18 protein-coding genes and 1 tRNA gene are annotated in these 15,717 nt (G+C 50.3%); 8 read left to right on the forward strand and 11 right to left on the reverse strand.

Translation table 11 applies throughout. The features are described 5' to 3' along the window. Positions 1-44: 44 nt before the first annotated feature. Complete coding sequence (locus ACYQ04_RS05600; RefSeq protein ID WP_460129929.1) at positions 45-758, forward strand: DUF92 domain-containing protein; 714 nt, start codon at positions 45-47, stop codon at positions 756-758. A 107-nt stretch (positions 759-865) separates the two neighbouring features. Here ACYQ04_RS05600 and ACYQ04_RS05605 read toward each other — a convergent pair whose 3' ends face one another. The 7 genes from ACYQ04_RS05605 to ACYQ04_RS05635 all read right to left on the reverse strand — a co-directional run bounded on the left by ACYQ04_RS05605 (position 866) and on the right by ACYQ04_RS05635 (position 6,226). Further along, positions 866-1,918: an SPOUT family RNA methylase gene (locus ACYQ04_RS05605; RefSeq protein WP_460127978.1), complete on the reverse strand. Its 1,053-nt coding sequence runs from the start codon at positions 1,916-1,918 to the stop codon at positions 866-868. A gap of 48 nt (positions 1,919-1,966) precedes the next feature. Continuing rightward, on the reverse strand, positions 1,967-3,049 hold the full coding sequence (locus ACYQ04_RS05610) for an AAA family ATPase (protein ID WP_460127980.1): 1,083 nt from the start codon (positions 3,047-3,049) through the stop codon (positions 1,967-1,969). A gap of 108 nt (positions 3,050-3,157) precedes the next feature. Beyond that, entirely contained in the window at positions 3,158-3,760 is a 603-nt protein-coding gene (locus ACYQ04_RS05615) for a 30S ribosomal protein S3ae (protein ID WP_099210511.1), read from the reverse strand. A gap of 15 nt (positions 3,761-3,775) precedes the next feature. Next, a complete protein-coding gene (locus tag ACYQ04_RS05620; protein WP_460127983.1) occupies positions 3,776-4,036 on the reverse strand; it encodes a KEOPS complex subunit Pcc1 in 261 nt (86 codons plus the stop codon). Further along, the gene (gene gan / locus ACYQ04_RS05625; protein WP_460127984.1) at positions 4,026-5,444 is read right to left on the reverse strand and encodes a GINS-associated single-strand DNA-specific exonuclease; all 1,419 of its coding nucleotides are present in this window, start codon (positions 5,442-5,444) and stop codon (positions 4,026-4,028) included. The genes ACYQ04_RS05620 and gan overlap by 11 nt, the downstream gene beginning before the upstream one ends. 31 nt (positions 5,445-5,475) lie before the next feature. After that, complete coding sequence (locus ACYQ04_RS05630) at positions 5,476-5,931, reverse strand: 30S ribosomal protein S15 (protein WP_099210505.1); 456 nt, start codon at positions 5,929-5,931, stop codon at positions 5,476-5,478. Between the two features lie 217 nt (positions 5,932-6,148). Further along, positions 6,149-6,226 (reverse strand) — tRNA-Met (locus tag ACYQ04_RS05635). A 93-nt stretch (positions 6,227-6,319) separates the two neighbouring features. On the opposite strand from ACYQ04_RS05635, the gene ACYQ04_RS05640 reads away from it, so the two are divergent. The 3 genes from ACYQ04_RS05640 to ACYQ04_RS05650 are packed head-to-tail and all read left to right on the forward strand — an operon-like array spanning position 6,320 to position 9,207. Next, positions 6,320-7,480: an aconitase X catalytic domain-containing protein gene (locus ACYQ04_RS05640; RefSeq protein WP_460127989.1), complete on the forward strand. Its 1,161-nt coding sequence runs from the start codon at positions 6,320-6,322 to the stop codon at positions 7,478-7,480. Positions 7,481-7,489: 9 nt separating this feature from the next. Continuing rightward, positions 7,490-7,882: a DUF126 domain-containing protein gene (locus ACYQ04_RS05645; protein ID WP_460127992.1), complete on the forward strand. Its 393-nt coding sequence runs from the start codon at positions 7,490-7,492 to the stop codon at positions 7,880-7,882. Positions 7,883-7,923: 41 nt separating this feature from the next. Beyond that, positions 7,924-9,207: a site-2 protease family protein gene (locus ACYQ04_RS05650; protein ID WP_460127996.1), complete on the forward strand. Its 1,284-nt coding sequence runs from the start codon at positions 7,924-7,926 to the stop codon at positions 9,205-9,207. On the opposite strand, the gene ACYQ04_RS05655 is transcribed toward ACYQ04_RS05650, so the two are convergent. Beyond that, positions 9,200-9,622: a hypothetical protein gene (locus tag ACYQ04_RS05655; protein ID WP_460127998.1), complete on the reverse strand. Its 423-nt coding sequence runs from the start codon at positions 9,620-9,622 to the stop codon at positions 9,200-9,202. The genes ACYQ04_RS05650 and ACYQ04_RS05655 overlap by 8 nt on opposite strands. Positions 9,623-9,882: 260 nt before the next feature. Here ACYQ04_RS05655 and ACYQ04_RS05660 point away from each other — a divergent pair, with 260 nt between their 5' ends. Both ACYQ04_RS05660 and ACYQ04_RS05665 read left to right on the forward strand, forming a co-directional pair. Beyond that, the gene (locus tag ACYQ04_RS05660) at positions 9,883-10,059 is read left to right on the forward strand and encodes a class III signal peptide-containing protein (RefSeq protein WP_460128001.1); all 177 of its coding nucleotides are present in this window, start codon (positions 9,883-9,885) and stop codon (positions 10,057-10,059) included. 75 nt (positions 10,060-10,134) lie between these two features. Continuing rightward, complete coding sequence (locus tag ACYQ04_RS05665) at positions 10,135-10,320, forward strand: class III signal peptide-containing protein (RefSeq protein ID WP_460128004.1); 186 nt, start codon at positions 10,135-10,137, stop codon at positions 10,318-10,320. On the opposite strand, the gene ACYQ04_RS05670 is transcribed toward ACYQ04_RS05665, so the two are convergent. The 3 genes from ACYQ04_RS05670 to ACYQ04_RS05680 all read right to left on the reverse strand — a co-directional run bounded on the left by ACYQ04_RS05670 (position 10,317) and on the right by ACYQ04_RS05680 (position 14,785). Continuing rightward, positions 10,317-12,479, reverse strand: coding sequence for an ArnT family glycosyltransferase (locus tag ACYQ04_RS05670; RefSeq protein ID WP_460128007.1), 2,163 nt, complete (start codon positions 12,477-12,479; stop codon positions 10,317-10,319). The two genes, ACYQ04_RS05665 and ACYQ04_RS05670, sit on opposite strands and share 4 nt — an antisense overlap. 76 nt (positions 12,480-12,555) lie before the next feature. Next, complete coding sequence (locus ACYQ04_RS05675; protein ID WP_460128010.1) at positions 12,556-14,100, reverse strand: hypothetical protein; 1,545 nt, start codon at positions 14,098-14,100, stop codon at positions 12,556-12,558. 28 nt (positions 14,101-14,128) lie between these two features. Continuing rightward, positions 14,129-14,785, reverse strand: a complete 657-nt coding sequence (locus tag ACYQ04_RS05680) for a hypothetical protein (protein WP_460128013.1) — start codon at positions 14,783-14,785, stop codon at positions 14,129-14,131. A gap of 77 nt (positions 14,786-14,862) precedes the next feature. Here ACYQ04_RS05680 and ACYQ04_RS05685 point away from each other — a divergent pair, with 77 nt between their 5' ends. Next, positions 14,863-15,435, forward strand: a complete 573-nt coding sequence (locus ACYQ04_RS05685) for a hypothetical protein (RefSeq protein ID WP_460128016.1) — start codon at positions 14,863-14,865, stop codon at positions 15,433-15,435. Between the two features lie 9 nt (positions 15,436-15,444). Further along, complete coding sequence (locus ACYQ04_RS05690) at positions 15,445-15,690, forward strand: pro-sigmaK processing inhibitor BofA family protein (RefSeq protein WP_460128019.1); 246 nt, start codon at positions 15,445-15,447, stop codon at positions 15,688-15,690. Positions 15,691-15,717 lie beyond the last annotated feature (27 nt).

Below are 15,717 nucleotides of genomic sequence, written 5' to 3' on the forward strand. Positions count from 1 at the left end.
AAACTTTAATAAGCCAACCCTAAAACTACCCCCAGGTGTCAGGGATGCTCGAAAGGCTCATCACTGACGTTGCAGTCGTGGCAGTGCTTGGCGCTGGGTCCTACAAAGTGGGTGCCCTCGACGGAAAGGGTGCCTTTTCGGCGGCCCTCCTTGGATTGGCTGTCATCGAACTCGGTGGCATCTATCCTTTCCTCGCGCTCCTCGCTTTCGTGGTCCTTGGTGTTTTAGCAACCAAATATCGCTACGATGAAAAACGGAAGAAGGGCGTTGCCCAGTCCAACGGGGGCATACGGAGCTGGGGCAACGTGATTGGCAACGGTCTCGCGGTGGTTCTCTTCCTCGTCCTAGAGAAGCTCTCAATGATGGACACATTTTGGGCGGCGACCTTCTCGGCGATAGCGACCGTTAACGGCGACACCCTCGCGAGCGAGCTTGGAAAGGTCTTTGGCAGAAAGCCAAGGCTCATCACAAACCTTAAACCTGCAAAGCCGGGAACCAACGGCGCAATCTCACTCGCCGGCGAGCTCTTCGCACTTCTTGGTTGCCTGGTGATAGCGCTCTTTGCCCTCCCGCTGACGGCCCACAAAACTCAGATGCTCTTGGCAGTTGTGCTCGGTGGTTTCGTAGGGGTTAACCTCGACAGCCTCATAGGGGCGACTCTTGAGAACAGAGGACTCACCGACAACAACTCGACGAACTTCCTCGCCGCCCTGATGGGGGGCCTGATTGGAGCGGGAATATTCTATCTCCTTTCGTGAGTTTTAAGAACCTCTTCTCCAGAACTCGGGACGGCGGATGATGACTACGGCGGATTCCCGAGCGGTGAGGACGACCTTAGGGTCTGACGCCAGAAAAAGGAAAGGGGTCACTCCCCCTTCTCGTTCTCCCTCAGAAACTCTTCGTAAACCTCCCAGAGGGAAACGAGCGTCGCCGGGATGCCGTGCTCGGTGGCAAAGGTCATGTACGGGGCCAAATCGACGACGTAATCTGCGAACCGGAACAGACCGCGCGGGATTCCCTCGCGCGAGCCGATGAAGACAACCACCTCCCTCGCGTGGTGCATGTCCCTGGCGAGCTTATCTTTGACCTCTGCCAGGGTCGGCCCCTTCGGGTCTGTGATTATGAGCAGTCTCTTGTTTCTCCTCTTGTCGCGAATCACCTGGTAGAGGTCCCAGAGCGAGACGGGAACTTTCTCCACCTTCCAGGGATAGGCCTCGCGCTGTATCTTGTAACGGCTCTCCTGGCCGGCTTTGACGCCCCTCATGAACTCCATCAGCTCGAAGGCGTCCATCTTCTCCTTGGGCGCTATTATGAGCTCCTTGACCTCGAAGGCCTGTGCCGCTCTGCCAATCTTCTCACCGAACTTCCTGCAGGCCTTGTAGTCACCCCAGTAGGGCATCTGGACTATCGTTAGCTTCCTGAAGAGCTTCCTCGCGTCAATCTTGTCTGGAGTGTACTTCCTGTACTCCTCTCCCGGAAGGACGGAGATGTAAGCTTTGTCACCAATTATCTCGACCTGAACGACCTTGTCGGGCCAGCTGAGGTTCACGTCGGCGTTGGTGAGCTCCTTGATTTTGGCCCCGAGAACCCGGTTCACATCTATGCTTGAGAAGTCGTGCTTCCCGCGCCTCTTGGTTTTGACGGCGTAGGTCTCGTTCTCGCCGATGAGGTGTGCAATCTTCTCGGCGCTCTCGGCTATCTTATCGAGGTCGGCCTCGGTCTCGACGAGAACAGGAATCACCCTCTCGACCTCAGGAATCTCAAGGAGCTTTTCAAGGGCATTTTCATCGGCTTCAACTAAAACCAATCCCGTGTAGCCCATCGGTGCAATCCAGACCTCTGCATCGGGGATTGCCTCCCTGATGTAGTTGCCGGCAACGGCCTCCATGTCGCGCTGGGTCTTGACGAGGAACTTCATTCTCTCACCCCTCTGGAGTTGGAAGGGCTTTTAAAAAGGTTCTCGATTTCAAAGCTCCCTGAAAACCCTCTCAAGAACCGGGTCTGGGATTCTATACCCTTCCCCCGTCTTCTCGACGTAGCCGGACTTAACGAGGTTCTCCAGGAGCGCCGAAAAGTTGGAGTCGTTGATGTAGCCGAGCTTCATCGTCACGTAGTCCTTGATGTCCCTCCAGCGGGAATAGCCGAGTGCTACCGCCTTCAGAATCACCCGATAGCGCGGGCTGTACGAGAACAGCCTTGAGAGCTCCCTGCCGACTACCGCCTTAGCTTCCTTCAGAACCTCCGCGATGGCATCATCATGGCTGAGGTTGCGGGTTGTTCTGATGTAGCCGTAGAGGGCAAGCCAGCCGGGTATGCCGTCGAGTTCCCCCACGGCCTTCTTAAGTTCATCGTCTCCCACCGGGACACCTGCTTCCTCAAAGCCCTTCCTGAGGAATTCCTCGCTCAGCTCGGGCGAGAACCTCTTGAGCTCGATGTCGTGGTGGTACCTGCCGAAGAGAGGTGCCTCAGGGTCGTGAAACTTCAGAAAGTCGAAGAGCAGACCAACCTCTGAGCCGGTAAGTACGAAGGTTAGGTTCTCAAGGTTGTCCACGGCATAGGCGATTATGCCGTCGTACCTCGTTGCACCGCCGAACCTGAGGTACTGAGCCTCGTCGAAGGCTATAATCACCCGACCTTTTCTCTCCCCGTATTCGTTGAGGGCCTCGAGCAGTTCCGTGAGCGAGAAACCTTTGGGGGAAACCTCAATCCTCAAGCCCGAAACGGCTATACCGCGAATTCTTGAGAGAAAATCTTTGAGTTCTTCCAAAAGCCTACGTTTCCCCTCCAAAGACGAGACAATCGCCCTTCCTATCGCGTACCTGCTCACGGAGGAATACTCGGAGTACGTCTTCCTCACATCAACCTTCACCGAAGGATAAGGAAGCTCGTTGAGCGCGACGTTGAGGAGCGAGCTCTTGCCAAGCCTCCTGATGCCCAACAGCAGTATAAGCCTTTCCCCGCGCTCAACGGCGTGTTTAATCTCTTTCAGCTCCTCATCTCTGTCAAAGAGTTCCTCCCGTTTGGTCTTTGGATAGGGTGAGAACAGCACAACTTGCACCCCCGCAAGTTACTTGTAGGGGTGCAAGTTAATAAGCCTTTTGGAATGCGTGGGTAAGTTGCCGGAGCGGAACCAGAAAAGAGATTTTTCAGGAGGCCATCAGGCCTCCGGCTCGGCGAGAACCTTAATCTTCCTGACCTCGGCGCGCTTAATCGGGTATATCTTCCTCGCTTCCTTGGCAATCTCCTGGGCAATCTGACCGTTGACGGACTGGAGAACGAAGTCGGCGAAGTTGAGCTCCTCGGCCTTCTTGTAGATGATGTCCTGCATTATCTTCCTTATGGCCCTCTCCTGGCTGGTCTGAATGCGCCTGTAGGCTATAACCATGCCCATAACGCGGAGCTTGTAGCCGTCTTTGGTGGTGATGTTGAAGATTCCGTCAACGCGAGTGGTTCTCCTCCTGACGAGCGAGCGGATGTAGCTCCTCGCGAGGGTGTGGCCCTTGAACTTGGTGTAAGCGTTCTGGCCCTTGACGTCGTAAACCTGGAAGTAGAGCTTGACGTGGCTCTTGGTGAAGTCACCGGTGAGGTCCCTAAGGGTGGTCTCGATAACCCTTCCAACGACCTTCTCCGGCTCGTCGGCCGGGGTGAGGCCAATCTCCTTGCTTCCGAAGAACTCCGGAGCGTAAATCACGAACCAGTCTTTCATCTTCCACTTATCCTTGGTAGCGGCTGCCCTACGCCTTGGGTTACCCCTTGCCATCTTAACACCTCCAATTCACACCTTTTCGGTCATTTCTTCGGCGACCTTGACCGAAAACACCAAATCATCGAGCGCTTTGATGAGGGTCTCAATCTCACCCGAGTATTTAACCTTTGTTATGACGTCTCCATCAACCCATCGGGTTCGCACATTTAAACTTTTCTTTAGCTCCGCCGGCATGGCCTCGTTGTCGACCTCTATCGCCTCCGCTATTGCCCTGGCCTTGAGTTCATCGCCGTAGTGCCACCGTATCTCAACGTTCGCCTCAATCTTCATTTCTCTTCACCTGCTTTGCCAGAGCCTCGTTGAAGTACTTGATGAACTCGTCTATCCTGCCCTTGGGGAACCTTATGCCCGCGGCAATAGCGTGGCCACCGCCCTCCCCACCGAGCTTCTCGGCGACCTCCTTCAGGGCCTCTCCGAGGTGGTAACCCTTCTTGAGCGCTTTCTCAGTTGTCCTTGCTGAGGCCTTAACGAGGTTCTCGTCCTCCTCGCTGTCCGCTATGACGACGACGGGCTTCTCGGGGTTGGCCAGGCCAGCGTTGATGGCCATGTTCGCCACTATGCCCACGAGTGTGTCGCGGATGTTCTTGCCTGCGTAGAAGACGTAGGCGTGCTCGCCTTCCTCGGCCATGCCCCAGTTCTGAATCAGGAACTTCCTCGCCTCTATCTGCTCCCTCTTGTAGTCCTCCAGCATCTTTCTTGCCTTCTTGTAGGCATCTTCATCGCCGAGGCATATCGCCACTCCGAGCGTTCCCGCGTTCAAGCGACCGGTCGCGTTGAGGAGCGTCGCGAACTCCCTCGCCTCGTGCCTGACGTCGCCCTCGGGATAGAGCGGGCTTATCACCACGTCGCCGATGAGCCGGTCTATTGCCTCCTTCGGTGCGGAGTGCTTTATCATGTGGACGAGCAAAGCCTCGTGGAGCTTCCGTTTTTCTTCCTCGCGGAGTTGCCAGTAGTGAACTTCCGGGTCGAAGCCCCTCGCGCGGAGCCACTCTATGGCCTTCCTCTCATCGCCGGTAATCTCCGGTATTTCGGGATTGGTCGCGTAAGCCAACATCTGGTAGAGCGGTCTGCTCTCCCTGCCGAAGAGGCGGAGCTCCTTCCTGACCTCAAGGATTCCGAGCTTCTTGCCGTCCTCAAGGATTTCAAGGTTGAGGCCGTGGAAGGTGCCGTCTATCTCCTGCATATCGCCGACCGCGCCAACGGTCGCTATGTAGGCCAAATCCCTGTTCCTCTCGTTCATCTCCCTGGCAAGAAAGTAGGCGACGCCGGAACCGCTCAAATCGCGGACGCTGTTGGCCCCAAAGGGAACCGGGTTGATGAGAACCTTAGATTCACCCGAAAAGTCGCCCTCCGGCGGGTGATGGTCGGCAACGACGACGGTCGCAAAGTCGAGCTTTTTCTGAATCAGCTCGATTGAACCGCTTCCGAGGTCGCTGAAGACGTATATCTCCCTGTTCTCCCGCGCGAACTCGTCGATGAGCTCTTCACTGACCTGCTTGACGATGCTGAGCTGAAAACTTCCGCCTTCCCTTGCCACCGCTTTAGCCAGAATAGCGCCGGCGGTAATCCCGTCCGCGTCGCGGTGCGAGATTAGCCTTATGGTGTGACCTAACTCGATGTGCATCTTAATAAGCTCGACTCCCTCGCGAACCCTCTCCAGAAAGGCTTCCCTGTCCACGGGGCATCACCAAGGAAGAAGAAGGAGAGGGTCAGCGGACGAGGAGCTTTGCCTGCTCCGGGTCGTAGCGCCACTTCTCTGGGAGCTTTCCAGTTCTCCTGTAGTACTTAACGAGCCTCCTAATCTTGCTCTCGATGAGCTGAAGGCCGCGCCTTGAGTGCTTGTCCTTCGGGTGCTGTTCGAGGTGCTTCCTGAGGTTGACCGCGCGCCTGATGAGGAACATCAAGTCCTCGGGAATCTCTGGGGCAAGGCCGTTCTCCTCGAGAATCTTGGTTATCTTCTTGCCAGTGACGAGCTTGACGCTTGGGATGCCGTACTGGTCACGGAGAATCGTTCCTATCATGGCGGTGCTGTAGCCCTCTTTCCTGAGCTTAACGACGAGAGCCTCGACCTCCTCGGCGGTGTACTCCACCCAGGTCGGCGGAGCAGTCCTTGGGGGCCTCTTTGAGCCTGATTTACCTCTCTTTCTCGCATGTATTCTTGCCATACAACCACCTCCCGGTGACGGCCAGCTCCCGCCAGCCGCCCCTTCGCGTTGGGAATTGGGGAGGGATTTAAAAAGGTTTGCCCCGCTTGACTTCAGGTTCTTGGAAATTCACAGCCCGCAGAGAGAAATCATCCAGCGTATTTCCCCATATTTTGTGTTTTGGAGAATCAGACAACAAACAAAACATTGCTGACTTGATGAATTCACACAAGAAATCTGGTAGCGGGGGGAGGATTTGAACCTCCGACCTCCGGGTTATGAGCCCGGCGGGCACTCCTAGCTGCCCCACCCCGCTGCTCGACCCGTTAGTTACTCATCCTGAGAGACTTTATAAATCTTTCGGAGCGGGCTTTATATTCTTCAAGGCCGTTCTCAGTTCGGTGGTGTCATGTACCTGACGAAGGAAGAGGAACTGATTTTGGCCGGTGAGTACGGCTACGCCCTCCAGAAGGCGATGGAAATCCTCGTTGCGCTCGGCGACATCTACGGGGCGGAACGGTTGATTCCCATAAAGAGCGCCCAGATTGCCGGTGTTTCCTACAAAAACCTCGGCGAGGCCGGCATTGAGTTCCTGAGGGACTTCGTAGAGGCGGGGGCGAAGGTCAGCGTCTACACGACCCTCAACCCGGCGGGAATAGGCGACGACGAGTTCATGGAGAAGCAGAGGGAGGTTTTGGAGCTCTACCGCGCGATGGGGATAGAGGCGACCTCTACTTGTACCCCCTACTACGGGGCGAACCTTCCGAAGTTCGGTGACCACTTGGCTTGGAGCGAGAGCTCGGCGGTTTCCTTCGCAAACTCGATAATAGGTGCCAGAACCAACCGCGAGGGCGGACCGTCAAGCTTGGCCTCCGCCATAGTCGGCAAAACGCCGGAATACGGACTTCATCTAGACGAAAACAGGAAGGCTACCTTGAAGGTGAAGGTAGAAGCTAAAGTCAAAACGTTCGTTGACTACTCAGCCCTCGGCTACCACCTTGGAAAGGCCCTCGGAAACGACGTGCCCTACATAACCGGCCTGAAACCGGAGAGCCTGGACTACCTCAAGGAGCTCGGCGCCTCGATGGCGGCGACGGGCTCGATAGCGCTCTACCACGTTGAAGGAGAAACGCCCGAATACAAAACCGCGATTTCCGACGATATAGAGACGGTAACGGTTGAGGAAGCTGACCTGAGGGCCGTCAGGGAGAGCTTCTCCGACGATTGGAGTGAGATAGAGGTGATTCTCATCGGCTGTCCGCATGCTTCCCTCATGGAAATCAAGGAGGTAGCCGAACTTCTGAGAATGCGCGGAAGGCCCCTAAAGATACCGCTCTTCATAACCGCGAGCAGGGCCGTTAAGGCTTTGGCGGATTCGCTCGGCTACACCGAAACGATAGAGCGCTACAACGGGCGGATTATAGCGGATTCGTGCTTCGTCGTGTCGCCGATTAAGGGCTGGTACGGGGGCATAGCCACCAACAGTGGAAAGAGTGCCTTCTACTTCCGCTCATTCGGCTTTAGCGTAAGGCTTGACGACGCCGAGAGGCTCATAAAGGAGGCACCGTGAGGTGATAGAATGAAGCTGAAGGGAAGGAAGGTCGTCGGCGGGAAGGCTGAAGGCGAGCTGATAGTGTCAAAAAAACCGCTCTCGTTCCTCGGCGGGGTTGACCCCGAGACTGGAATCGTCACCGACGCGGAGAGCGACATACGGGGCCAGAGCATAGCGGACAAAATCCTTGCCTTCCCGCGCGGGAAGGGCTCAACCGTCGGCTCCTACGTAATCTACGCCCTCAAAAAGAACGGAAAGGCGCCGAAGGCAATAATCGTCGGCGAGGCCGAGACGATAGTGGCGACGGGTGCGATAATAGCCGGCATTCCAATGGTTCAGGGGGTAGACGTGTCCAAGCTGAAGAGCGGGGCGAGGGTCAGGGTTGACGCCGACTCGGGTGAGGTTGAGGTCGAGGAGTAACTTTTTAACCCTCCCCCCAATTTTAATCCTGGAGGTAAAAGATGCCGAGGGGAATCTACGAGTGCCTTAACTGTGGCTACCGAGAGGAGAGGGATTCCACCGAGCCCCTTCTTGAGCGCTCGTGCCCCCGTTGCGGGGGTGACATGATTCTAGTGGGCTACGCGGGGGAGGATACCGAAAGACCACATAGCACATCGCCGGAATCCGTCTCCACCCCTGAGATTCACGTTGCAGAAACTCCGGGTCTCCCGCCAGAGGTTGAGGTTAAACTAAGGACGTTTTACAACCTCCGCTTTGCGAGCTTTGACGGAAGAGTCTTCGTTTTCGAGGTTGAGGATATCCTTGAGCCAAACTTCGAGAAAGTTCTGAGCGAGATGGAGAAGCTCGGCTACTGGGTCGCGCTGAAGAAGCGCGAGGGTAAAATTCTCCTCTTCGTGTTCCCAGCGGGGGAAGTTAAGCCGGACAATAAGTGGCTACCCTGGGTTTTCCTGCTCGCGACCATAGCGACGACGTTCTTCGCTGGTTACATGCTGGCCCTCAACTACATTTCAGCCCTCGATTATTACGGACTTCCCGGGATGAGGGACCCCTATCTCATAGCACTCTCATTCTCGGTTAGCGTCATGGCAATTCTCGGCACCCATGAACTCGGCCACAAGATAGCCGCTGCTTACCACGGCGTCCGCGCAACGATGCCCTACTTCATTCCATTCCCATTCAGCTTCATAGGAACCCTCGGCGCGGTGATAAGAGTCAAGTCTCCCCTTCCCACGAGAGACGCGGCGATAGACCTTGGCGTTAGCGGACCAATAGCAGGCTTCTTGGTTGCTATTCCCGTCACCGCCATAGGATTAAAGCTGTCCATTGTAGTCCCCCAGAGCATGGTCCCCCACACGAGCGGAGGTGTTTACTTCGGCACGAACCTGCTCTTTGAACTTTTGACAAAGGCCGTACTTCACATCCCAGACAATTACGTGATATTTCTCCACCCGATTGCGATGGCCGGCTGGGTCGGACTGCTCGTCACGTTCCTTAACCTGATTCCCGTTGCCCAGCTCGACGGGGGTCATGTGTTGAGGGCGTTCATCAGCGAGAGGGCTCACAGAATAGTGACATACGTCACTGCCTTTGTCCTCATTGGAATGAGTTACCTGTGGAGTGGCTGGTTCATCTGGGGGTTGCTGGTTCTGCTTATAGGGGCCGCAGGTAATCCCGGAGCACTCGATGAGGTATCCCCGATATCAAAGAAGAGGATAGCCCTCGCGATACTGGCAGCCCTCATATTCATCCTCACCGCAACACCGAGGCCGATATGGACTACTTAGATTTGCCCGCCTCTTTAAGTATCTGTTCGATGTCGTAGTAGATGCTGTCCCTTGAAACGCCGAAGACCCTTGCGAGCTCGGAGATGTTGAGAACCCGGGGATTGTAATTGAAGGCCTCAAGTACCATCGCTATCAGCTTTCGCCTCTCCTTGAGGGTGTACTCCGCGGTGGGTTTCTTCCGTTCAAAGACGTTGTAAACGACTACCCCAACGGCGTACGTTCTCCTCGTCACCGGTGTGGTATACGTCTTAACTTCAAAGTCAACTATTTTGGCGCGGTCTGGGATTATCGTGTTGAGCTTTTCGAGTGTTTTGTTGATGGCATCCTCTTTGTTTTTGCCGGAGGAGAACTCGGCACGCACAACTTTGTACGCTGTTAGGGACTTATCAACGGCTAGAACAACCCCAAGGTTCATGAAGGCTCCAAAGCTCAGCAATATCTTTGCAGAATTTACAAAACCCGGGAGGGCACATAGGATATTTTCTGATTTTTTGTTGATTTCTTCAATGCAATCCTCAATGCTTGATGATTCACAGTGAAAGCTTAGTAGCATGAGCCAACACCTCTTGGAGGTCTTACAATATTGGGCATGTTTCTCCTCAGTATTGGGTAGAAAGATATATAAGCCTTTTTAGTCGAGTTTAGGTTGAAGTAACTCTCTGGAGGTGATTTGCCATGATGAGAAAGGCCCAGGGTGCAATTGAGTACCTGTTCATGATTGCCGCGGCGCTAGTGATAATCCTGATAGTTGTTAGGCAGCTCAGGGGCAAGGGAAGCAGCGCCAGCAACACCGCAAACAAGGCCGAGAAGCTTGCAAGTGAGCAGCTCAGTAGCATGATGGCAAGCGGGTGATTAGGGTTCAGTTTGTTTGGATGTTTAACATTCTTTACTTTAAAAATATTTCAACAAATTCTTGGAGGCAACAGTGTGCGGAGAGGTCAATCTGCAATAGAGTACCTGTTGATGATAGCGTTGGCGTTGGTTATAGCCGCCATAGTTATAACACAGCTCATAGGTGTTAAGGGGTACGCCAAAGAGGGGGGCAAGCTCACAGCCAGAGGAGAAAGTCAAATATCAAGTGAACTCAGTAGTATGATTTCGTCCTCAGGTTAATGTGTTCTGAGATTTACAAGTTGAATGCGCACTGGTCCCTTTGTTTTTAGTGTGTGCTCCTCGGTGAGAACCTCAATAGTATTGGATGATACCCTCAGCAGAATGTTTTTGGTAATTAAAATATACACTACTGAGTAATTGTGGGTGTTGAATAGTAAAGTCAAATTCTTGGATACAATAGGGGAAGAAAAGTTGAACAAAAACGTAGCATTGGGAGTTATTGGCTGTATATATATGCCACTGTTTATCGAATTAACTATACTCTCAATTCTGTAGCCGTTGCAACTCTGAATCAACGTATATCTCAATCTAGCAGAATCCCAGAGGAGTTCAGCGGAGCATCCACAAGACGTGGAGTTCCCAATGCCATGCCAGAAGGTACCCACTTCACTATTGTTCACGAAGAGAATGAACTTACCGTAATCTGTAGATATTTTTACTGGGTTATTCACCAGGGCGTTCTTCAAACTTAACAAATCCATCCGCTCTCCATCAGAGAATGATTTCGAGAATATTACACCCCCATGAGTAAAACTGTAGTTTTTAATTATAGAATATGCCATACGCAACTTTAAGCTACGCTTCATAATCTCATATGCCCATGTATCATACAAAACATACGAAACATTATGGGCTAGAGAGTAATTAAGCAGAAAATCTGGGGGCAATCCCGATAGGTATCCTATCCCAAAGGTATCCAGCGTAAACGGAACCACTGTTAAATTCAGGTAATATGCGTCCATTGGATTTATGGAGAGATACACCCCATTAAATCCACCGTTATGCACAAGGTAGGCAGATAAACTATCTCTAAGCTCCTTTGTGTGAACTCCCCAAATGAAATCTAACTTATTTTTAGGGTACCATGTTATCATACCTCCCGTAGCTAAGCCCAATATCAATAGCGTGACCAAAATGTAGGAAGCTAAGGTTTTAGTACTAATCCTTGCAGTCAGCAACAGGTAAAGACCCATTAAGTAGACTAATAATATCAGGGGATAGATAAAACGAACTCCTGGAATAATAGGGAAAATGAAAAGGTACATTACTATATTCATAAAAAGTAAAGACTTCAATTTGTCCAATTTTAGCACAACCAAACCTCTCGAAAATAGGATTAAACTCCAAAAAACTAATATTATAGTGGGCAACCAGAACACTAGTAAATCTGGGCTGTTCCCGTAGAGTCCATTTAAAAATTTATGGATAACATTAAAAAAGTTCACAAAGGGTATGTACCTACTCCCCTGAGTAAGATATGTTTGAGATAAGTATTTTTTTCTGGCGACATAGAGACCTAGAGGGAATTCTATTATAAATTTTCCAAGCAGCACGGGAACACCCAGTCTGAGCATTAATCTCCAATTCTTGAATACCGACGATATTACGCTTGTAAGAGACTTTACATAGCTAATATTGTAGATATATACGATAAATAACAACCAAAGTAGGATAAAAACAGAAACAATGTACTTATGATCCACTAATGTTATGGAATGAATCCCAGGGACTATTAGAAGCTCCTTAAGGAAATTGTCTGGTGAAAACGAAGTGACAGTGATAACGATTATCGACCAGAATATATATGTTGCTATTAGCGCCACGAGGGACTTTACCGACAGCAAAACATCAATAGCTGATATAACTTTCTGTTTTGCATCACGAACCTCAGATAGCAGAATCGTTAGATACAATGCAACAAGGTAAGGAATCAAAGTAAACTTCACTGTAGTTCCGAGAGCAGCTATGAAAAGAGAGATATAACCCCACCTCAGAGAACTCTGCTTAAGATATTTGACGAAATAATAAAGGGATAGAAGTGTAAACAACTCTATTAGGGTCTCCTGGTATGCCCAAGAGTTCATATAGACTAAAAGAGGGTCTAAGGCCAATAGCAAGGAGAACAATACCCCCAGTGTTTCACTGAGAAGCTCTCGTCCTACTAAGTAAGCAACAAGGATGGAGACATAACCTATGCACACTGAGAACAGTCTGCCTATTACATATGAGTCACCAAAAATCCGCAACCAAAGAGCGAGGGCATAATAGTAAAGTGGTGGATGAACCGCGTAGATATCACGGTAAGGAAGATATCCATGGTTTATCAATCTTGCAATTAAAAGATAAGTCCCCTCGTCATAGTCAGTATATGCGTTCATTAATTTAATGTTGACAAGTCTGGTTATAATGTACAAGATTGAAATTAGAACAAACGCTACGAACAAGGAGAGGCGATTACCTTTCAAATCGAACCTCCGTAACCGCATACCATGGCACCCCACGCAGTTCTATTAGATACAAGGTCCCGGGATTGAAAGTATAATTAATCGCATAAATTCCACTTCTGTTAAACTCACCAACTAAAGACCCGTTTATTCGGACTTTAACAGTTTTGCTTGAGGGTAAGTAAAGTCCAAGATATAAGCCAGTATAATGCCTAGTAGGAACAATAGAGATGACTGAAATATTGTTGACGATAAGGGAGTAATTCCCCTTTTCGAATAATGTAGTGTATATTACAACAGGATGCTTTAGAAGAAAGCCATAAGATAAATATTTCCAATCTCTCATGTTTGAAAGGTCAAGAGAAGATGAATTAAGTATGTAATATTCATAAACCGCCCGAGGCACATTGGGCGTGTTTACGTAAGTTGCGTTAAAGACCCAGACGTTGTCTTTAAAGAAGAGTAGTTTGTGGTGATTGAGCAGAACCCAGGGGTTGAACTTTTGGGTGCCTAGTACCATGTCCCCACAACCCCGTGAGTCAACGTAAATAATAGCACTGGATGAATTCTTTGGCATAAGGTAGGGAGTTTTGAACGAAGTCACGTACTTCCGTTTAGTTAAGTAAAGAATTAACCATGCGCTAGAGTCGGGATAGGACGGAGTAAATACCTCACTAACATTAAGGCTATCTATATAATGAAAAGCGCTTAGAACTGTTCCATCTATACAGCTGGCCTTCTCAAATGAGACGTTCCAAGCATTAACATAAAAAGCAGAGGGTAATAGGAGAAGTGCAAAGGTCACTCCCACCAAATGTTTGTGGTGGAACCTACCCAAGAGGTGACTCAGAATAAAATAGAAGCCGGCGCCTTCTATGATTGGCAGTACCGGTGTTAAAAGTACATATATCCTCTCAGTACTCCATATTCCCGAATAGTAGGGGATGGGAATGTGGAGAATAATCTTGTTGATAGCTAAGAAATATATGTAGGCTACAAAAGCAAGGAGCGCCAGTGAATACTCATTTTTTCTCCATATCAAAATATAGATGATTCCAATGACAAAAAATATTCCTAGGACAAACTGGCCGTTTTCAAAAAATGTTTGCTTTGTAATCCAGAACAGCCAGTTGAAATTGTCCTTAAAAGCGTATGCAGGAACGTTAAATCGGGCAATATTTGATACTGGCGATAAGCGGATTGGATATTCAATTAAATAATACACTAAAACACTGCCAAATGCCTGACTTACGAGAAGAAAAAGCCTGTGGATATGGCGGTTCCATGAACGTCTTTCCCTCAGGAGAATTCCTAGAGGAATTAAAAATGCAACATATGCCTCTAACGCCAAGTACTCGTAGGGATGTATCACCAGGGTAGTAAACGCTAAAAGAAGCGAAAGAGTGAAGGTCCTCAGAGAGGGATTATTCACCATGAGAACAATGACGACCATAGATGCGAGAACCATGTAATAGTCCAAGAACTCCTGAAGGAGAGAGTAGTTTAGGTAGTAGTAGTAGAGATACGAAAGAGGAGCAATTATTGAGGCTATCACTGCAAGTTTAGTGTTCCTGAAGATTACATTAGCTTGCCGCAAACGTCCCAAGGGGTATAAGAATCCATGTGAAAACCTTAAGCGCCAACATCGCATTTGGCACATTTGACCCAGACGCAAGAGAAAGAAAAGCAACAATTGAGTGATAGCCAGCGGGATAATGCAAAATTCCCTTGAATCCTGGGGGATAGTGTTTTATGAACACAGTATCCTCTTTTATAATTTCAAATGCTTTGTACGCATGAAATATTGCATCATGCCCAACAGCTCCGGGATACGCAGGTATGTTAAAAAAGGGGAGTTTTGGAAGAAGGGATAAGGATACCCCTAGTAGCATACCATACACAGACGACTTTGGGGGTTTTTGATAAAGGTAATAATCATCTGTAAGACTCAATAGGACAACAATTAAAGCCACAAACCAATAACCAGCTGAAAGAGGCCATCTGAGCCAGCTTAAGGCATGAATCAAAAGTACAATTGTCGTGAAGCCAACAGCAGGCGCTATTGAGATACTAGTTAAGAAGTCAACATCTATCCTGACTGCTCTTAGCAGCAGATACCCGAGATACCAAATTAAAAGCACTGCCCCGTAAACAGTTACACGGGAGATAATAACAACCACCAACCCAATCAGCAGGTAACCCAACAGCTTCCTCTGCACATCCCCTCCCCCGGGTCCCACTCGATAACCAACCCGGAAAAGGTAAAAAAGGTTTATAACCTTCATGGCAATATACGCCTGAGTAAAAGTGTTAGTGTATGGTGATTCCCATGCCCTTCCTATCCTTCGGCTCCAAAAAGAAGAAAGTTAAGGAGATGCTTGAATCGGGACAGTTTGAGCTACTCGTTCAGGAGGCCATTAAGGACAAGAAAATTATGAGTGCAATAGTGGAACTCCTCGACGACGAAAACCCCGGAATAGTGGGCGATGCTCTCTTAGCCCTGACCCAGGTATTGGAGACTGACAAGGGCATTCTCTCAAAGTACCTCGATGAGAACAACTTCAAGAAGCTCATGAACTTAATCCACCACAGGAATCCCTACATCAGAGAAAACGCCATGGTACTCGCCTACGACATCATCAAAACCTATCCCGAACTGGCCCGAAAGTACCGCTCCTGGATAGTTGAAGAGATAAAGCGCGGTCTCCGTGAGGGCAAAAGGGACGAGAAGGGCTTTCTGCTGGTCGTCATAGGAGAACTCGGGCTCAGCGAGCTCAAACCCCTTGTGGAAGAATTCACCAGCGTGGAAGACAAGGTTGTCCTCCCCTTCGAGGGCAAAAAATGGGTCCCCCTCGGGGAGATAGCCAAGGAGACCCTCGAAAAGCTCTGAGGTGAGTCCATGCCAAACATCCTCCTCTTTCTGGTTCTCCTTTTCCTTCTCGCGCTCGTTGGGTGGGCAATCTTAGCCCTCACCATAGCGATTCTCAAGTGGCTCGCGGTGAACGCGATTACCGGCCTCATCATAATCGGCGTCCTGAACTTCCTTGGGGTCACGCATGTCCCAATAAACTGGCTGACACTGCTAATCCTGGCCGTTGGAGGAGTCATCGGCGCGTTTATACTCATAATCCTATCCCTCTTCTAGGCCAACTTTTATAAGTGGCCCCTTTTA

This window comes from Thermococcus prieurii, from assembly GCF_054657655.1.

Coding starts and splice junctions, on each gene's coding strand:
- ACYQ04_RS05600 (WP_460129929.1), top strand. CDS start 45: ATGCTCGAAAGGCTCATCACTGACGTTGCAGTCGTGGCAGTGCTTGGC.
- ACYQ04_RS05605 (WP_460127978.1), bottom strand. CDS start 1,918: ATGAAGTTCCTCGTCAAGACCCAGCGCGACATGGAGGCCGTTGCCGGC.
- ACYQ04_RS05615 (WP_099210511.1), bottom strand. CDS start 3,760: ATGGCAAGGGGTAACCCAAGGCGTAGGGCAGCCGCTACCAAGGATAAG.
- ACYQ04_RS05620 (WP_460127983.1), bottom strand. CDS start 4,036: ATGAAGATTGAGGCGAACGTTGAGATACGGTGGCACTACGGCGATGAA.
- ACYQ04_RS05630 (WP_099210505.1), bottom strand. CDS start 5,931: ATGGCAAGAATACATGCGAGAAAGAGAGGTAAATCAGGCTCAAAGAGG.
- ACYQ04_RS05640 (WP_460127989.1), top strand. CDS start 6,320: ATGTACCTGACGAAGGAAGAGGAACTGATTTTGGCCGGTGAGTACGGC.
- ACYQ04_RS05645 (WP_460127992.1), top strand. CDS start 7,490: ATGAAGCTGAAGGGAAGGAAGGTCGTCGGCGGGAAGGCTGAAGGCGAG.
- ACYQ04_RS05650 (WP_460127996.1), top strand. CDS start 7,924: ATGCCGAGGGGAATCTACGAGTGCCTTAACTGTGGCTACCGAGAGGAG.
- ACYQ04_RS05655 (WP_460127998.1), bottom strand. CDS start 9,622: ATGAACCTTGGGGTTGTTCTAGCCGTTGATAAGTCCCTAACAGCGTAC.
- ACYQ04_RS05660 (WP_460128001.1), top strand. CDS start 9,883: ATGATGAGAAAGGCCCAGGGTGCAATTGAGTACCTGTTCATGATTGCC.
- ACYQ04_RS05670 (WP_460128007.1), bottom strand. CDS start 12,479: ATGAACGCATATACTGACTATGACGAGGGGACTTATCTTTTAATTGCA.
- ACYQ04_RS05685 (WP_460128016.1), top strand. CDS start 14,863: ATGGTGATTCCCATGCCCTTCCTATCCTTCGGCTCCAAAAAGAAGAAA.
- ACYQ04_RS05690 (WP_460128019.1), top strand. CDS start 15,445: ATGCCAAACATCCTCCTCTTTCTGGTTCTCCTTTTCCTTCTCGCGCTC.